This window comes from Arthrobacter sp. 131MFCol6.1, assembly GCF_000374925.1.
GTDB lineage: Bacteria > Actinomycetota > Actinomycetes > Actinomycetales > Micrococcaceae > Arthrobacter.
In genome coordinates this window covers 1-17,606 of sequence record NZ_KB895541.1, presented here as the reverse complement: position 1 = coordinate 17,606, position 17,606 = coordinate 1, and the positions used below count along the sequence as shown (strand labels likewise).

The 17,606-nt window shown below is 68.0% G+C and carries 16 protein-coding genes and 1 rRNA gene; 4 read left to right on the top strand and 13 right to left on the bottom strand.

The annotated features are described in order from the left end of the window. Nucleotides 1–82 precede the first annotated feature (82 nt). The 4 genes from C566_RS0100085 to C566_RS0100070 all read left to right on the top strand — a co-directional run bounded on the left by C566_RS0100085 (nt 83) and on the right by C566_RS0100070 (nt 4,360). A complete protein-coding gene (locus tag C566_RS0100085) occupies nt 83–742 on the top strand; it encodes a GntR family transcriptional regulator (protein WP_018772287.1) in 660 nt (219 codons plus the stop codon). Beyond that, nucleotides 735–2,255 carry an MmgE/PrpD family protein gene (locus tag C566_RS0100080; protein ID WP_018772286.1) on the top strand — a complete coding sequence of 507 codons (1,521 nt, stop codon included), beginning with the start codon at nt 735–737 and terminating at the stop codon, nt 2,253–2,255. Before C566_RS0100085 ends, C566_RS0100080 begins: the two co-directional genes overlap by 8 nt. Then, a complete protein-coding gene (gene prpB / locus C566_RS0100075; protein WP_018772285.1) occupies nt 2,256–3,158 on the top strand; it encodes a methylisocitrate lyase in 903 nt (300 codons plus the stop codon). Between the two features lie 62 nt (nt 3,159–3,220). After that, nucleotides 3,221–4,360, top strand: a complete 1,140-nt coding sequence (locus C566_RS0100070) for a bifunctional 2-methylcitrate synthase/citrate synthase (RefSeq protein WP_018772284.1) — start codon at nt 3,221–3,223, stop codon at nt 4,358–4,360. Nucleotides 4,361–4,455: 95 nt separating this feature from the next. Here C566_RS0100070 and C566_RS0100065 read toward each other — a convergent pair whose 3' ends face one another. From C566_RS0100065 to rrf, 13 genes are all read right to left on the bottom strand, one after another. After that, entirely contained in the window at nt 4,456–4,938 is a 483-nt protein-coding gene (locus tag C566_RS0100065) for an 8-oxo-dGTP diphosphatase (RefSeq protein WP_018772283.1), read from the bottom strand. A gap of 35 nt (nt 4,939–4,973) precedes the next feature. Further along, a complete protein-coding gene (locus C566_RS22540; RefSeq protein ID WP_155846695.1) occupies nt 4,974–5,753 on the bottom strand; it encodes a hypothetical protein in 780 nt (259 codons plus the stop codon). Between the two features lie 2 nt (nt 5,754–5,755). Further along, nucleotides 5,756–6,259, bottom strand: a complete 504-nt coding sequence (locus C566_RS0100055; RefSeq protein WP_043465771.1) for an RNA polymerase sigma factor — start codon at nt 6,257–6,259, stop codon at nt 5,756–5,758. A gap of 129 nt (nt 6,260–6,388) precedes the next feature. Continuing rightward, entirely contained in the window at nt 6,389–7,339 is a 951-nt protein-coding gene (gene xerD, locus C566_RS0100050) for a site-specific tyrosine recombinase XerD (RefSeq protein ID WP_018772280.1), read from the bottom strand. A gap of 89 nt (nt 7,340–7,428) precedes the next feature. Continuing rightward, nucleotides 7,429–8,094, bottom strand: a complete 666-nt coding sequence (locus C566_RS0100045; RefSeq protein WP_026266230.1) for an NUDIX domain-containing protein — start codon at nt 8,092–8,094, stop codon at nt 7,429–7,431. A gap of 27 nt (nt 8,095–8,121) precedes the next feature. Further along, nucleotides 8,122–9,909 carry a CTP synthase gene (locus C566_RS20340; RefSeq protein WP_043465642.1) on the bottom strand — a complete coding sequence of 596 codons (1,788 nt, stop codon included), beginning with the start codon at nt 9,907–9,909 and terminating at the stop codon, nt 8,122–8,124. A 99-nt stretch (nt 9,910–10,008) separates the two neighbouring features. Beyond that, nucleotides 10,009–11,745, bottom strand: coding sequence for a DNA repair protein RecN (gene recN, locus C566_RS0100035; RefSeq protein ID WP_018772276.1), 1,737 nt, complete (start codon nt 11,743–11,745; stop codon nt 10,009–10,011). Nucleotides 11,746–11,748: 3 nt separating this feature from the next. After that, nucleotides 11,749–12,774, bottom strand: a complete 1,026-nt coding sequence (locus C566_RS0100030) for an NAD kinase (protein ID WP_018772275.1) — start codon at nt 12,772–12,774, stop codon at nt 11,749–11,751. A gap of 22 nt (nt 12,775–12,796) precedes the next feature. Next, a complete protein-coding gene (locus tag C566_RS0100025; RefSeq protein ID WP_018772274.1) occupies nt 12,797–13,609 on the bottom strand; it encodes a TlyA family rRNA (cytidine-2'-O)-methyltransferase in 813 nt (270 codons plus the stop codon). Continuing rightward, on the bottom strand, nt 13,606–13,986 hold the full coding sequence (locus tag C566_RS22845) for a hypothetical protein (protein WP_196802312.1): 381 nt from the start codon (nt 13,984–13,986) through the stop codon (nt 13,606–13,608). The genes C566_RS0100025 and C566_RS22845 overlap by 4 nt, the downstream gene beginning before the upstream one ends. A 9-nt stretch (nt 13,987–13,995) precedes the next feature. Further along, nucleotides 13,996–14,985: an HAD-IIA family hydrolase gene (locus tag C566_RS0100015; protein ID WP_018772272.1), complete on the bottom strand. Its 990-nt coding sequence runs from the start codon at nt 14,983–14,985 to the stop codon at nt 13,996–13,998. 4 nt (nt 14,986–14,989) lie between these two features. Further along, nucleotides 14,990–17,083 carry a hypothetical protein gene (locus C566_RS22840; protein WP_026266228.1) on the bottom strand — a complete coding sequence of 698 codons (2,094 nt, stop codon included), beginning with the start codon at nt 17,081–17,083 and terminating at the stop codon, nt 14,990–14,992. 367 nt (nt 17,084–17,450) lie between these two features. After that, nucleotides 17,451–17,567, bottom strand: a 5S ribosomal RNA gene (gene rrf / locus C566_RS0100005). Nucleotides 17,568–17,606: the final 39 nt, after the last annotated feature.

The window sequence follows — 17,606 nt, the reverse complement described above, 5'->3', positions numbered from 1 at the left end:
CGGCAATTACTGGGCAAAGCGCCGTTGCGTGTATACACTATTGGTGTTCCACCCCGACAAAGCCACCATCGAAGGAGGCCGGATGCGCGCCAGCGACAAGGCCTACGCGGCCCTGCGCGACGACATAATCGAATGGCGCCTCCTGCCCGGAACCGTGCTCGCGGAGGTGGAACAGTCGGAGCGCCTCGGCATCTCCCGCACCCCGCTGCGGGAGGCCCTGAGCCGGCTCACGGCCGAAGGGCTGACGACGACGGCGGGCGGGCGCGGCGTCGTCGTCACCGACATTTCACTGGACGACATCGACGAACTGTTCGAACTGCGCGAAACCCTCGAAGGCAGGGCCGCGGCCCTGGCCGCCGAGCGCGGCGACCCCGCAACGTTCGAACAGCTGCGGCGCGAACTGCTCCAGGCGCCGGAACTCATCGGCGGGCAGGATCCGGCCCTGCACGACTACTACGGGCTGGTCGGACGGCTGGACGCGGCCATCGACGCCGCCATCTCCAACGCCTATCTCGTCCAGGCCATGCGCAGCCTCCGCGTCCACCTCGTGCGCGTCCGGCGCCTGGCCGCCGACGACGCCGCCCGGCTTACGGCCGCGGCCGCCGAGCACGCGGCCATCGCCGAGGCGATCGCAGCCGGGAACCCGCGCCTGGCCGAGGCCGCCACCACGCTTCACCTGCACCGCAGTCTTTCGCACGTCAAAGCCACCCATACACCTCAGCAAAGGGAGCACCATGGTTAAGGAACACCACGTCCGCGTTTACAAGAGCGAGGAAAACCTGGGCCGCGAGGACCAGCTCGCTTACAAGATCGCCAAGGTCGCCGCGGATCCCGTGGAGGTCACCGATGAGGTCACCGACATGGTGATCAACCGGATCATCGACAACGCGTCGGTGGCGATCGCGTCGCTGAACCGCGCCCCGATCGTCGCGGCCCGCGCCCAGGCCCTCACCCACGGCCCCAGCACCGGCGGCAAGGGCTCCAAGGTCTTTGGCATCGAGGAACGCGTCTCCCCCGAATGGGCCGCCTGGGCCAACGGCGTCGCGGTCCGTGAACTCGATTACCACGACACGTTCCTGGCCGCGGATTACTCGCACCCGGGTGACAACATCCCTCCGATCCTGGCCGTCGCCCAGCACGTCGGCTCCAGCGGCCGGGACCTGGTCCGCGGGATCTCTACCGGCTACGAGATCCAGGTCAACCTGGTCAAGGCCATCTGCCTGCACAAGCACAAGATCGACCACGTGGCCCACCTCGGCCCGTCCGCCGCCGCCGGCATCGGCACACTGCTGGGCCTCGACGTCGAGACCATCTTCCAGTCCATCGGCCAGGCGCTGCACACCACCACCGCCACCCGGCAGTCCCGCAAGGGCGAAATCTCAACCTGGAAGGCGCACGCCCCCGCGTTCGCCGGCAAGATGGCCGTCGAATCCGCGGACCGGGCGATGCGCGGCCAGACCTCCCCCGTGCCGATCTACGAGGGCGAAGACGGCGTGATCGCCTGGATGCTGGACGGCCCGGACGCCTCCTACACCGTGCCGCTGCCCGAGGCCGGCGAGGCCAAGCGGGCCATCATGGACACCTACACCAAGGAACACTCGGCCGAATACCAGGCCCAGGCGTGGATCGACCTCGCCCGCAAGCTCAACGGCGAACACCCCGAGGTCACCGACCCGGCCAACGTCGAGTCCGTGCTGATCAAGACCAGCCACCACACGCACTACGTGATCGGCTCCGGCGCCAACGACCCGCAGAAGTACGATCCCACGGCCAGCCGCGAGACGCTGGACCACTCGATCCCGTACATTTTCACCGTCGCCCTGCAGGACGGCACCTGGCACCACGTGGACTCCTACGCCCCGGAACGCGCCGCCCGCCCCGACACCGTGGAACTCTGGCACAAGGTCACCACGGTCGAGGATCCGGAATGGACCCGGCGCTACCACTCCCTGGACATCGCCGAGAAGGCCTTCGGCGGCACCGTGGAGATCACGCTCAAGGACGGCACGGTCATCACCGAGTCGATCGCCGTCGCCGATGCCCACCCGCTGGGCGCCCGGCCGTTCGCCCGGGAGCAGTACGTCAACAAGTTCCGCACCCTCGCCGCCGGCCTGGTGGCCGATGAGGAGATCGAGCGCTTCCTTGCCGCCGCTGCGCGGCTCCCCGAGCTCGCCGCCGGCGAGCTGGACCAGCTGAACATCCAGGCCGCCGACGGCGTGATCGACCTCGCCGGCGCCCCGAAGGGACTCTTCTAAATGTTGTATTCGAAGGTCACGCCGGAGCAGAAGCGCATCCGGTTCCGCGAACTCCTCGCCTCCGGCACCATCGCCCAGTTCCCCGGCGCGTTCAACCCGCTCTCGGCGCGGCTGATCGAGGAGAAGGGCTTCGCCGGGGTGTACATTTCCGGCGCCGTCCTCGCCAATGACCTGGGCCTGCCGGACATCGGGCTGACCACCCTCACGGAGGTGGCCACCCGCGCCGGGCAAATCGCCCGGATGACGGACCTGCCGGCTATCGTCGACGCCGACACCGGCTTCGGCGAGCCCATGAACGTGGCCCGGTCGGTCCAGGAACTCGAGAACGCCGGCCTGGCCGGCTGCCACATCGAGGACCAGTTCAACCCCAAGCGCTGCGGCCACCTCGACGGGAAGAACGTCGTGGACCTGGAGACCGCCACCAAGCGGATCCGGGCCGCGGCCGACGCCCGCCGGGACCCGAACTTCCTGATCATGGCCCGCACCGACATCCGCGCCACGGACGGGCTCGAGGCCGCCCAGGAGCGCGCCAAAGCGCTCGTGGAAGCCGGCGCGGACGCGATCTTCCCCGAGGCGATGAAGGACCTGGCCGAATTCCAGGCCATCCGCGACGCCGTCGACGTCCCGATCCTGGCCAACATGACCGAATTCGGCCAGAGTGCCCTGTTCACCGTGGAGGAGCTGGCCGGCGTCGGCGTCAATATGGTCATTTATCCGGTGACGCTGCTCCGTAGTGCCATGGGCGCTGCGGAGCGTACTCTGGAATCGATTAAGGCCGACGGAACCCAGGAGGCACAGGTTGGAAGCATGCTGACCCGTGCGCGTTTGTACGATCTCGTTGATTACGAGGCTTACAACCGTTTCGATACCGGAGTCTTTAATTTCCAGATCCCCGGCAAGTAAGCCCCGCACAGAACCTCCGGCACGTGCCGGTATACAGGCGTTAGGAACAAAGGAGTTTCAGCATGGCTGAACAGGACATTAAAAAGGGCCTCGCCGGCGTCGTGGTGGACTACACCGCGGTCTCCAAGGTCAACCCGGACACGAACTCGCTGCTGTACCGCGGCTACCCTGTCCAGGAACTGGCTGCCAAGTGCAGCTTCGAGGAAGTCGCGTACCTGCTCTGGAACGGCGAGCTGCCCAACGCGGAGCAGCTCGCGGAGTTCACCGCCCGGGAACGCGCCGGGCGCGCCCTGGATCCGGTCGTCAAACAGGTGATTGACGCGCTGCCCACCACCGCGCACCCCATGGATGTCTGCCGGACTGCCACCTCGGTGTTGGGGGCCCGGCACCCCCTCGCCGAGGACGCCTCGCGCGAAGCCAACCTGGCCAAGGCCATCGATCTGTTCGCGGCAATGCCGGCCGTGGTGGCCTACGACCAGCGGCGCCGACGCGGCCAGGACGTGGTGGAACCCCGCGAGGACCTGGGTTACGACGCCAACTTCCTCTGGATGACGTTTGGTGAGGAAGCCGTCCCCGAAGTAGTCGACGCATTCAATGTCTCCATGATCTTGTACGCCGAGCACTCCTTCAATGCCTCCACTTTCACGGCCCGCGTGATCACGTCCACGCTCTCGGACCTGCACTCGGCCGTGACCGGCGCCATCGGCGCCCTCAAAGGCTCGCTGCACGGCGGGGCCAACGAGGCCGTCATGCACACCTTTGACGAGATCGGCATCCGGCCGGAGGAGTCACTGGAGGACGCCCACGTCCGGGCCAAGGCCTGGATGGAGGACGCCCTGGCCCACAAGAAGAAGGTCATGGGCTTCGGCCACCGCGTCTATAAGCACGGCGACTCCCGGGTGCCCACCATGAAGGCCGCCCTGGACAAGATGATCGCGCACTACGGACGGCCGGAGCTGCTGGGCCTGTACAACGGGCTCGAAACGGCGATGGATGAGGCGAAGGGGATCAAACCGAACCTCGACTACCCGACCGGACCCACGTACCACCTCATGGGCTTCGACACCGCCACCTTCACTCCGCTGTTCGTCGCCAGCCGCATCACGGGCTGGACGGCGCACATCATGGAGCAGCTGGATTCGAACTCCCTGATCCGTCCGCTGAGCGAGTACAACGGCGTCGAGGAACGGCACCTGGCGTAGCAGGGCTTCCTGCGAAACGCACACGAGACCGGACAGCCAGCACGGGCCGGCCACCCATTGATGGGTGGCCGGCCCGTGCTGCTTCGTCCCGGACCTCAGCGTGGCGGGATCCGGACCGACGCCACGGTCTCGTTGTCCTCGTTGAGGACCACGACGACGTCGATCGTTTCACCTGCCAGCGCCGGGGGCAGCCAGTGCCCCGCATCCTGCCACATCCGCTCCAGCGGCAAGAACGCTGCGTCGAACCACTCGGGCGTGATTTCCGGGCTCTCGGCGGGTTCGCCTTCCCACCGCCGGGTGGTGAAGAGCCGGCACGACATGTTCCAGTCGGGCCTAGCGGGAAAGATGAACTCGACGATGCCGGCGTGGGCCAGGTCCTCTTGGAGCACCACGATGCCGGCCTCTTCCCAGACCTCGCGGACCACTGCCTCGGCGTCGCTCTCCCCCGGCTCCACGTGGCCGCCGATGCCCACGATTTTGCCGATGCCGAAGCCGGTCCTTTTCAGGCCCAGCAGCACCTCGGTGCCGGTCCCCGCATCACGGAGCGGGAAGCAGAGAGTGACTGGAGTGAGCTTCATGTGCCCAACCCTATAGCTGCCGCAGGCTGCCGGCGCTATCCTGCCGCCGGACCGTCGCCGACAAGCTGCGGCCTCAGTTCGACGGGTATCCCCTTGTCCGCGAATTCCTTGTCCATGGCCTGCTGCGGCGTGACTTGCTGCCCGTTTTGCGAGACATCATTGTTCAAAGCCTGGAACTTCCAGGTGAAGACGCTGGACCATTCCTGCCGGAAGTCGCAGAGGAAGCGCCCGTTCTGCAATTTGGCAATCTGATACCACGCGTTGCCGCCGTCGAGCCCGAGCGCCCGGACCCCGTCATCAGAGATGGAATACGCGAGCCAGCCATCGGCACAGCCCAGCACCGTGTAGTAAGCCTGCTCTGCGGCGGGAATCGGTTGGATTGCCCGTTGCTGGTCATTGCGCTGCTGGTCGACGTTCGCCATGGTGCAGGCGACGCCGCCGGTGCTCAAGGCTCCGGCTGCGGCACTGGCTGTGGGGGACGATGCGGCCGGTGAGGCAGTGGACGGGGTTGGGGACGACGGCGACGGGCTGGCGGAGACTGTCGGCGCCGGGATGCCCGTCCGGGCCGGCCCGGGTGCTGGTTGCGGCATCAGATTGCCGCCGACAACCACCGCGCCAACGACGGCCGCAGCGGCCAGTACAGTTGCGGCCGCAGCCCGCACGGCATTGCGTCGTGCCGGAGTGCGCCCTGCCAAACGAACGATATTCGGATCCGTGGAAAATACGATCGAGCGGGCAGGGTCGCTTCCGGGCTCTGCTCCCGGCGCTCCCACCCGAGGTTTCGCATCCTTCATGAGCTGTTCGATGCGGTCCATGGCTAGTCCTTCCGTTCGGTCATCAGATGTGAGGGGGCAGCTTTCGCGAACGCCCGGCGTGCACGGTGCAGGCGAACCGCAGCCGCGGAAGAAGAACATCCCAGCGTCTGCGCCAGTTCAGTGACGGTCAGCTCGTCCCAGTAGCTGAGCATGAGGACCTCGCGGTCCCGCTCCCTGAGTTGAACCAGCACCTCTGCCACGGCGGCCCGTTCTTCATCGTTCGGCTCGGGGACTTGGTGGCGGACCTCATCTTTGAGCCGTTCGACGAGTTCCTGGCGGCGACGGCGGCCCTTGTACTCATTGCCGATTACATTCCGGGCCGTCGCCAACAGCCAGCCAATGCCGGGCGGTTCGGCGAGCTCCTTTTCCCAGGCGATTCTGAAGACGTCCGCAGCCAGTTCCTCGGCGCGGTGCCGGTCACTGATACGGCAGGCAATGTAGCGATATACGCGCGCGGAGTGCTGAGTGTGCAGATCAATGAATGCTTGCTCTTTGGCAGCCAACATGGTGGTTCCCCCGGACATCGGATGACTTCTTCCTGATGTGTAAGTGTCCCGTGAATGGTGTTTTCTTACACGGACCGGCAAAAAAGTTTGCAGGAGCCGGCGCACCGTGCCGGACCGGCGGACTTTGCCTTAGCCCAGGGCGCGCGGGTGCGCGGCGGCGTAGATCTCCCGCAGCGTATCGGCCGTCACCTGGGTGTAGACCTGCGTGGTGGTCACCGAGGCGTGCCCCAGCAGTTCCTGGACCACCCGGACATCGGCGCCGCCTTCCAGCAGGTGGGTGGCGAAGGAGTGCCGCAGCGTGTGCGGCGAAACGTCTTTGGTGATGTGGGCCTTGTCCGCCGCCGCCTTCAAAATGGTCCAGGCGCTTTGCCGGCTGATCCTGCCGCCGCGGGCGTTGAGGAACAGGGCAGGGGTGCCCTTGCCTTTAGCGGCCAGCAGGGGCCGGCCGCGGACGAGGTAGGCGTCCAGGGCGCGTGCCCCGTAGGACCCCAGCGGGACGAGGCGTTCCTTGGAGCCCTTGCCGAAGAGCCTGACGATCGCGGGCCCGTCGCTTCCATCTGACTCGCCGGCGGTGTGCAGGGAGATGTCGTCAACATCCAGGCCCACGGCTTCGCTGATGCGGGCACCGGTGGAATAGAGGAACTCGAGCAGCGCGCGGTCGCGCAGGCCGGTTGCTGTATCCGTACCGGCCGCCTCCAGGATCCGGGTGACCTCGTCGACGCTGATGGCCTTGGGCAGCCGCTTGCCGGGCATGGGCGGGTGGACGTCGCTGGCCGGGTCGGTGGACGTGACGCCTTCGAGGGCCCAGAACTTGTGGAGTCCGCGCACGGCCACCACCGTCCGGGCCGCCGAACGGATGCCCAGGGCGGAGCCGCCGTCGGACCCGTCGGAGAGCGCCTGAACGAAACCGGTGACGTCGTGCCGGGTGATCTCGGCCGGTCGCTCCCGGCCGGCGTGGGCCAGATGCCTGGCGTAGCGGGCCAGGTCCCGCCGGTAGGCGGAGAGGGTGTTGGCCGCGAGGCCCCGCTCCACGCCCATGTGCTGCAGGTAATCAGTGATTGCGCGGTCGATCGCCGTCAACGGCCGGGCGGGCGGGCGCCCGGGGGCAGCTGCCTGCGCCGGGGCCGGATGTTGAACAGGAGCCGGCGGCTCGGCAATCAGCGGTTCCACTAGCGGCGCTGGCTGGGATGGGCGGGCCAGGGCGCGTCGGCCGGGCGGAGGCTTTCAAAGTTGCCCGCGCGGGCGGCGGCAGCGGCCAGGACGCCGACGACGGCGGACGGGTTGTGCAGGCGGCCGTCAAGGACCGCCTGCACGGCCTCGTCCAGCGGGGTCCAGTGCAGTTCGATTTCGGCTTCCTCGTCGGTGCGGACGTGCCGCTCATGTCCGGGCACCTCGCTCAGGCCGCGGGCCAGGTAGATGCGGATGGCCTCGCTGGAGGAGCCCGGGGAGTTGAAGAAGTCCGCCAGCACGTTCCAGCGGTCCGCCACGAGGTCCGCTTCCTCGGCCAGTTCGCGGGCGGCCCCGACGACGAAATCCTCCCCTTCGACGTCAAGCAGCCCGGCGGGGATCTCCCAGAGGTCCATGCCGACGGGGTGCCGGTACTGCCGGAGCAGCAGCACGTCGCCGTCGTCGTTCATCGGGAGAACCGCCACCGCGCCGGGATGGTCGATGTAGTCCCGGACCAGGGTGTCGCCGTCGTCGTTGAGCTGGAAACTGTCGCTGACGACGTCCCAGATCCTGCCTTCGTACACCTTCCGGGATGACAAAAGACGGCGCGGGCTCGGCTCATCCGAAACCTGCCGTGCAGCATTGGGGGTCTCAGACATACCGGGCATCGCGCCGTCCTTTGATTCAGTTGGAAATTACTTGGACACTGCTGCCGACGAGGGCTTGGGCGCGGGTGCCGGGGCATCGGCCTTGGCGCTGCTGCTTGCAGCGGGCGTGGCGTTGGCGGCCCGCTGGTGGCCAAGGGCAGCCTCGATCAGGCCCGCGAACAGCGGGTGCGGGCGCGTGGGCCGCGAGCTGAGCTCGGGGTGCGCCTGCGTGGCCACGTAGTACGGGTGGACGTCGCGGGGAAGTTCAACGAACTCGACCAGCTTGCCATCGGGCGACGTTCCGGAGAACGACAGGCCCTTCGCGGCGATCTGGTCGCGGTACTTGTTGTTGACCTCGTAGCGGTGGCGGTGCCGTTCGCTGACCTTCGTGGCGCCGTAGGTCTCGGCGACGACAGAGCCTTCGTCGAGCTTGGCTTCGTACAGGCCCAGGCGCATGGTGCCGCCGAGGTCGCCCTTGCCGTCAACGATGTCCAGCTGCTCTTCCATCGTGGCGATGACGGGGTACTTGGAGTCCGGCTCGAACTCGGACGAGGATGCTCCCTCGAGGCCGACTACGTTGCGGGCGTACTCGATCACCATGCACTGCAGGCCCAGGCACAGGCCCAGGACGGGGAGCTTGGTTTCGCGGGCGTACTTCAGGGCGCCGAGTTTGCCTTCCAGGCCGCGGATGCCGAAGCCACCCGGAACGCAGATGGCGTCGACGCCGGCCAGGGACTGCACGGCGCCTTCGCGGGTTTCGCATTCGTCCGAGGGGACCCAGCGGATCTTGACCTTGGTGTCGTTGGCGAAGCCGCCGGCGCGCAGGGCCTCCGTGACGGACAAGTAGGCGTCCGGCAGGTCGATGTACTTGCCCACGAGCGCGATCTCAACTTCGTGCTTCGGGTTGTGGACGGCGTCGAGCAGCTTGTCCCAGCTGGTCCAGTCCACATCCTTGAACGGCAGGTCCAGGGCGCGGACGATGTACGAATCCAGGCCCTGGGAGTGCAGGGTCTTCGGGATGTCGTAGATGCTCGGTGCGTCCGGGCAGCCGATCACGGCGTCGATGTCGACGTCGCACATGCGGCCGATCTTGTCGCGCATCGGCTGCGGGACTTCGCGGTCCGACCGGATCACGATTGCCTCGGGCTGGATGCCGATGGAGCGCAGCGCGGCAACGGAGTGCTGCGTCGGCTTGGTCTTCAGCTCCTGCGACGGGCCGATGTACGGCACGAGGGACACGTGGAGGAAGAACACATTTCCGCGGCCGATGTCCTGGCGGACCTGGCGGGCGGATTCGAGGAACGGCTGGGACTCGATGTCGCCCACCGTGCCGCCGATTTCGGTGATGATGACGTCGGGGGCGTTCTTGCCCTCGGCGGGAAGCCGCATGCGCCGCTTGATCTCATCGGTGATGTGCGGGATGACCTGGACGGTGTCGCCGAGGTATTCGCCGCGGCGTTCCTTCGCGATGACGGTCGAGTAGACCTGGCCGGTTGTGACGTTGGCCGATCCTTCGAGGTTTTCATCGAGGAAGCGCTCGTAGTGGCCGATGTCCAGGTCCGTTTCGGCGCCGTCGTCAGTGACGAAGACTTCGCCGTGCTGGAAGGGGTTCATCGTGCCCGGATCCACATTCAAATAGGGATCGAGCTTTTGCATTGTTACAGACAAACCGCGTGCCCGCAGGAGGTGGCCGAGGCTCGAAGCCGTCAGTCCCTTACCGAGCGAGGACGCTACACCACCGGTGACGAAGATGTGTTTGGTCGTCTTGGACGAGCCCGGAAACCGGGAATTTACACGAGAGTTTGATCGCTGCACCACGGGGTTTGAGCTTATCATCAATTCGGCCTTCCACGGGTTCCTTGGCGGGATCCCGATGTGATTGTTGTCCTAGCAGCGGTCCTTGCGGGATTCCTTGCGGAGGTCCCTCCGGGCCGCCTAGCTCTGCGGGAGGAGTTTGGCGTCGTCCAGCAGCTCCTGGGCGTGGGCCTGTGCTGATTCGGAGTCCTCTTGGCCGGCCAGCATGCGGGCCAACTCGCGGACGCGCTCGGCCTCGTCCAGCAGCTGCACGTCGCTGGAGGTGAAGCCGGTGGCGGTAGCGCCGTCAGCGCCCCGCACGGAGGTCTTGGTGACCCTGATGTGCTGGTTCGCGAACGCGGCCACCTGCGGCAGGTGGGTCACCACGAGGACCTGGACGTGCTGGGCCAGCATCGCCAGCCGGCGCCCGATCTCGACGGCGGCACGGCCGCCTACGCCGGCGTCGACCTCGTCGAAGACAAACGTCGGGACGGGGTCGACGGCGGCCAGCACCACCTCGATGGCGAGCATGACGCGGGAGAGTTCACCGCCCGAGGCGCCTTTGCCCAGCGGCCGGGCCGGAGCGCCGGAGTGCGGCTGCAGCAGGAAGGAGATCTCATCGGCCCCGAACGGACCCAGCTGGCCTGTGGGCTCCACGTTGATGATCAGGGTGGCATCTGCCATGGCCAGCGCCGTGAGCTCGGCGCTGACCCGGGCGGAGAGGTCTTTGGCTGCCTTCGTGCGGGCCTTGCTGATCGCGGCGGCCTTCTTCCGGAGCTCGGTTTCGGCCCGGGCGACCTCGGCGTCCAGCGATTCGATCCGGGTGGAGTCGTCCTGAAGTTCCTCGTGCCGGGCCCGGGCCTCTGCGGCCCAGACCAGCACCTCGTCGATGCTCGGCGCGTACTTGCGGACCAGCTTGGCCAGCGCGGCCCGGCGGTCTTCGATTTCGGCGAGCCGTTCCGGGCCCTCCGTGTCAAGGGCGGCCTGGTAGCTGGCGAGTTCCGCAGCAATGTCGTTGAGCAGGAAACCGACCTCGGCCAGCCGTGCCGCGGCAGAGCCCAGCTCCTCGTCGTGTTCGGCTACGTGCTCCAGGGTGCGTTTGGCGGCGTCCACGAGGGTGGTGGCGTCGGCTTCTTCACCGAAGTCCTCGGCGATGAGCGCCTGGTGGGCGGTGCTGGCCGCGATCCGCAGTTCCTCGACGTTGGCCAGTTTCACGGCCTCGGCCTTGAGGGCATCGTCCTCCCCCGGCTGCGGGTCCACGGCGTCGATCTCGGCCAGGGCAACCTGCAGCGACTCGGCCTCGCGGAGGCGTTCACGCGCGGCACTGCGCAGGGAGTCCAGTTCGCCCTGGCTGGCATGCCAGTGGGCGTGGAGGTCCTGATAGGCGGCAAGTGCGGCCGCAAGGCTCTCGCCCGCGAACTTGTCCAGGGCGCCGCGTTGCGCCACTGGGCTTTTGAGCCGGATCTGGTCTGACTGTCCGTGCACCACCACGAGGGTTTCGCCAATTTCGGCCAGCACGCCGACCGGCGCGGCGCGTCCGCCCAGATAGGCGCGGCTGCGGCCGTCGGCTCCGACGCTGCGGGCAAGCAGCAGTTCCACACCGCCGTCGAACTCCTCCACCTCGGCCCCGGCTTCCCGGGACCGCGCGACGGCAGCGTGGCCCGCGTCGAGCTTCAGCACGGCCTCGGCCGAGGCGCTCTTCGCGCCGCTGCGGACGGCGCCGGCGTCGGACCTGGCGCCGAGGAGCAGCCCGACGGCGGTGACCACCATGGTCTTGCCGGCGCCGGTTTCACCGGTCACCACGCTGAGGCCCGGGCCCAGCGGCAGGGTGGCGTCGGTGATGACGCCGAGGTCGCGGATACGCAGTTCTTCAAGCATGGTTCACTTCCCAGTCGAGGGGTCGGGCCCGTCAGCAGTTCCCTCGTGGCGCGGCGAGGGCAGCGGCGGCATGGGACGGGGCGTGCGGATGATCGGGAGGGGGCCGGTGTGGATGGCCCGGGTTTGGGGCACGGGGCCGCGCCAGCCCTGGATGGGGAGCTGGAACTTGCGCACGAGCCTGCCCGAGAAGGGGGTCTGGTGCGTCCTGGCCAGCCGGACGGGCGTCGCGGAGCGGGTCACTTCGACGCGTGCGCCGGGCGGCAGATCCACCGAGCGGCGGCCGTCGCACCAGAGGACGCCCTGGGCATCGGTGCGGTTCAGGATCTCGACCGCGAGCCTGGACCGGGGCGAGACCACGAGCGGCTTCGCGAAGAGGGCATGGGCGCTGATCGGCACGATCAGGAGGGCCTCGACCTCGGGCCACACCACGGGACCGCCGGCGGAAAACGCGTAGGCCGTGGAGCCTGTGGGCGTGGCCAGGACCACGCCGTCGCAGCCGAATGAGGTCAGGGGGCGTTCGTCGACTTCGGTGACCACCTCCAGCATCCGTTCCCGGTTGCCCTTTTCGATCGCGGCCTCGTTCAGGGCCCAGGTGTGCCAGATCTTCTGACCGCGGACCCAGACCTGGACGTCGATCGTCATGCGCTCCTCCACCGTGTAGTCACGGCTGGCGATCCACTCGACGGTCTGGTCGAGGTCGGCCCGTTCGCTCTCGGCCAGGAACCCCACGTGGCCGAGGTTCACTCCGAGCAGCGGCACGTCGACTTCGCGGACCAGTTCGGCGGCCCGGAGAATGGTGCCGTCCCCGCCGAGCACCATGACCAGTTCCACCTCGGGCAGCTTCACGTGGTCGTGAAGGACCTCGACCGGGTGGTCGAGCCGGCCGAAGAAGCGGACCATGTCCCCGAGCTCGTTCTCCTGCAGCACGGGGACCAGACCGGATTCGTGCAGCAGGGCACACGCTTCCCAGGCAGCCTTGAGGGACTCCTCGCGCCCTGTGTGGGCCAGGATCAGGACACGCCTGCTCATCAGGTTCCGCCTTCTGGTGGTACTAGTGGTTCGGCCAGATTGTTCCGAGCAACGCAGCAACGGCTGCGTCCCGCTCCTCGATCTTAGGCGGGACTTCCGACATCGCGCGTTTTATCCACAGGAAGTATTCGACATTGCCGTCCTGGCCCGGCAGCGGGCTTTGGGCGAGGCCTGACAGGGCCAGGCCCGCGTCCACGGCGGCGGCAGCCACTTTGCCCACGGCGAGCCGGCGTTCGCGTTCCGAGGTGACCACGCCGGTCCGGCCCAGCCGATCCTTGCCGATCTCGAACTGTGGTTTGACCATGAGGACGAGGTCGCCGCCGGGTGCGGTGCAGGCCGCGAGTGGCGCCACCACAAGCGTCAGCGAGATGAAGGACAGATCAGCCACCGTCAGCGCAGCCGGCCCGCCGATTTCCGCGGGCGCCATGTAACGGACGTTGAGTCCTTCGTGCACGGAAACCCTCGGGTCATTCCGGATTTCCGGCACCAGCTGGCCGTGCCCCACGTCGACGGCCACCACCTGGGCGGCACCGCGCCGAAGCAGCACATCGGTGAACCCGCCGGTGGAGGCACCGGCGTCGAGGCACCGTTTGCCTGCGACGTCGATGGCGGGAAAGGCATCCAGCGCGCCGGCCAGCTTGTGCCCGGCGCGGCTGACGTAGCCGTCCTCGGCCGAGGCCGTGACGTCCAGCGCGGCGTCATCCGCCACCTGCAGTGACGCCTTGGCGAGGACCTCGCCGCCGGAGCTCACCTTGCCCTCGGAAATCAGCCGGGCGGCATGGGTCCGGGACCTGGCAAGCCCCCGGCTGACAAGCGCCTGGTCCAGCCGGCTCACGATCCCCCGTCCCCCGCGGCGTGGATACGGCGCGCCACGCCGGCGTGGCCGGCGACGTCTTCGTTCAGGGCCTCCAACAGGGCATCGTGCATGCCGGCATAGACTTCGCCGTGCCCGGACACCGGCGTCTGCCGCACGGCCCCGAGGAGGTCCAGAACAGCGTTGACGGCCGGGTCCAGGACTGCTGCCTGCCGCTCTCCGGCTTGTTGTCCTGGCGCCGCGTGTTCTGGTGCCGTATGTTCTGGTGCCGCATGCCCACGCAAGTCCGCCGGGAACTGTTCGGACGGCAGCTCTGGCCACGCGACGTCGGACGCGGTCGGCGCCCCAGCCGGCTGTTGGTGTGGGGCTTGGTTTAGTCCCGGGTGTAGCTCGCTCATGTGTCCAGCCTAGTGATCGGACCACTCGAGGACCGGAGCCAGTGCGCTGGTCGTCTCGGGGTTCGCGGCCCACCAGGCCGAGCAGGCGGCACGCCACGAATCGAGGTCGGCGGGGTCGCCGCTGATGTGGACGGACTGCCCCCGCACGATCGCCGAGGCCGTGCCGCTGCGGAACCGCCCGGCGTCGTGCTCTACGGCAGGGTATGGCGCGTACAGGCCGGTCAGGTCATGGATGAGGAAATCGGGGCGTTCCACAGACCGTGCGGCGAGGATCGATTCCCTGGTGTCCACTCCGGTCAGCACAGCGACGGTGGCGAAACCGGCGTTGTTGCCGCCCAGGATGTCGGTGTCCAGGCGGTCACCGACGACCAGCGGCCGGTCCGCCGCCAGCCGCTTGGCGGCCGTGTGGAACAGCGGGGCTTCGGGTTTGCCTGCCACGACCGGGCTCTTGCCGGTCGCGGCCGCCACGGCCGCGACGAGCGTCCCGTTGCCGGGGGCGATTCCGCGCGCCTGGGGAATGGACCAGTCCGTGTTGGTGGCCACCCAGAGGGCGCCGCCGGCGACGACGTACGACGCCTCGGCGAGGTCTTTCCACCCAAGTTCCGGGCTAAAGCCCTGCACGACGGCGACGGGGTCATCCTCCGCGCCGCGGACAGGGACCAGGCCAACCAGTTCAATTTCCTGGGCCAGTGCGGCACTGCCCGTGATCAGCACGTGCGCTCCGGCCGGCAGCAGCGACGCCAGTAGCGCTGCCGCCGCCTGCGAGGAACTCACCACCTGGTGGTCTTCGGCGGGGGCGCCGAGATCGCGCAGGTGTTGGGCCACCTGCGCGGGAGAACGGGAGGCGTTGTTGGTGACGTAGCCCAGCCCGACGCCGACCCCTGCCAGTCGACGCAGCGACTCGACGGCCCCGGGGATGGCGTTGGGGCCGGCATAGACAACGCCATCGAGGTCGGAGAGCAGGGCATCAAAGGTGGAGATCAAGGCGGTACCCGTCATGCGATTAGTCCTCCACACGTTCGTGCCGGGCAGGCTCTGACTCGTCCAGGAGTTCCTGGTCCGCGTCAGCGTTCGGTTCCAGGGCCGCTTCATCATCGGCTTCGTCGTCAGCTTCGTCGAGCACGTCGGTTTCCACTGAGTCCAGGTCAGATTCGGCGTCGTCAGACTCGAAGTAGTCGGCTTCGGCGTCGTCGGCACTGTCGTCACTGGCGGGCTCGTCGCCCGCGTTCAAGCCGGCCACTCCGGCTGCGGCGCCGGTGGTTTCTGCCGCGGCAGCAGCAGCGGCGGCACGCGGGGCGCGCTCTTCGGTTCCGGCGTGCGTGTCGGCATGCTCCTGCGCCCGGAGGCGGCGCTGCCGTTCCTCCTCGCGGGCTTCTTCTTCCTCGTCCCAGCCGAGATCGATGATGTCGGGTTCCTCGTCAGCCCCAAGGCCCAGCGCGTTTTCTGCCACAGTCGCCTGGCGTTGCCATTTGTCGGCTTCGGCTGCGCGGCCGGCTGCCGTGAGTGCGTCAGCGTAGGCACGGAACAGCCGGGGGCTGTAGGAAAAGGCGCGGTTGATGTCCAACTGCGGGATTTCCAGTTCGGAAACCGCGGCGTCGAGCTGCCCGAGGTCGGTGCGGGCCCCGGCTGCGACGATAGCCAGTTCCACCTTGCCGGGGGCGTCGAGATCCTTGGCTTCGTCGGACCGGGCCATGTCCAGGGCACGGTCCGGGCGGCCAAGGCCCCGTTCGCAGTCGGCCATCACCGGCAGGTGCATGTTGGAGCCGCTGATCCGGCGGTAGGTCCGGAACTCCCGGAGGGCTTCACCGTAGTGGCCGGCTGCGTAGGCCGTCAGGCCGACAGCTTCGCGGACGGACGCAAGGCGTCCGCCGCGGCGGCTGGCTGCCAGGGCATGCTGGAAGGCCAGCTCAGGTTCCTCGTCCAGGAGCCGTCCGGCCATGACGAGGTGGCGGGCCACCCATTCGGCGCTGGTGCCTTCGAGGGTCTTGATCTGGTGCTGCGTGGCGCGGTCAAGTTCCTTGCCCGTGACGTCCCCGTCGATCTGGGGTGAACGTTCCCGGTCCGGGCGGTTGGCGCTGCGGAGATCGCGGGCATTGGGCACGCGAACCGGACGGTCCTCGGGGCGGTCGCGCCCATACTGGCGCGGGCCTGAGTCACCACGGTCGAAGCCCCGTGCGGGACGATCCTCGCGGGTGCCGAAGGGCTTGCGGTTCTCGCCGCTGCCGTACGGCTTGCGGTCACGGTCGGCGCCGCCACCGAAGCTACGCTGGCCGCCACCTTCACGGGGAGCCCGGTCGCCATAGGGCTTACGATCCCGGTCGCCGCCGCCGCTGTACGGCTTACGGTCACCATAGGACGGACGTTCACCGCCACCGAAGCTGCGCTGGCCCCCGCCTTCACGGGGAGCCCGGTCGCCATAGGGCTTACGATCCCGGTCGCCGCCGCCACTGTACGGCTTACGGTCACCATAGGACGGGCGGCTATCGCCACCGAAGCTGCGCTGCTCTCCGCCTTCACGCGGGGCACGATCACCATACGGCTTGCGCTCACCGCCCCCGCTGTACGGCTTACGGTCACCGTAGGACGGGCGGCTATCGCCACCGAAGCTGCGCTGGCCACCGCCCTCACGCGGGGCACGGTCACCATAGGGCTTGCGCTCACCGCCGGCATACGGCTTACGCTCGCCGCCGCCGAAGCCGCGCTGCTCTCCGCCTTCACGCGGGGCACGGTCACCATAGGGCTTGCGGTCACGATCGCCACCGCCGCTGTAGGGCTTACGCTCGCCATAGGACGGGCGGCTGTCGCCACCGAAGCTGCGCTGGCCACCGCCCTCACGGGGAGCACGGTCACCATAGGGCTTACGCTCACCGCCACCGCTGTAGGGCTTACGCTCGCTGTTTCCGAAGCCTCGCTGATCCCCGCCTTCGCGCGGAGCACGATCACCGTACGGCTTACGGTCGCGGTCTTCCCTGGAACGGAATCCGCGGGGATCGCCGCCGGAGTTGCTGGTGCCGCGGAAAGGGGCTCCACCGGAACTGCGTCCGCCAGAGTTGCCGTGGGCCTTGCCGCCGCGGTTGCCATCATTGTGCTCAGCCATGCTGGAATCCTCCTGTTGCGAGCTGACCACTGGCGCAATCGCAGCCGCTCTGTTCCGTGTTTCGTTTCCTACGCAACCCGAAATCAAGCGCTTCGAAGTCCGTACATCTCCCCCAATTCTAGGCGAGCAACCCGCCCCCGGCTAACGGCATCGCGCCAACGGGGCCCGCGGTGGGAAGTCTCACAACCTCCTGCGGCACTTGTGTCCGCGGCCTCCGGCTGGCGGCAGGTGGGTGACAGGCAGTTGGTGTTCGACGGCGGTTGTGGCCTCTTCCCCACTTCAGATCCGGGTCGGGCCCTGAGCGTGTTTGTGGGTTAAATGCGGGAGGACCCCAACCTGGTGGTTGGGGTCCTCGACCTGAATGGTGTTCCGGCGGTGACCTACTCTCCCACACCCTCCCGGGTGCAGTACCATCGGCGCTGTGGGTCTTAGCTTCCGGGTTCGGGATGGGACCGGGCGTTTCCCCCACGCTATGACCGCCGTAACCCTTGCTCCGCCACCGGCCCGTTGGTTGGGGGTGGGG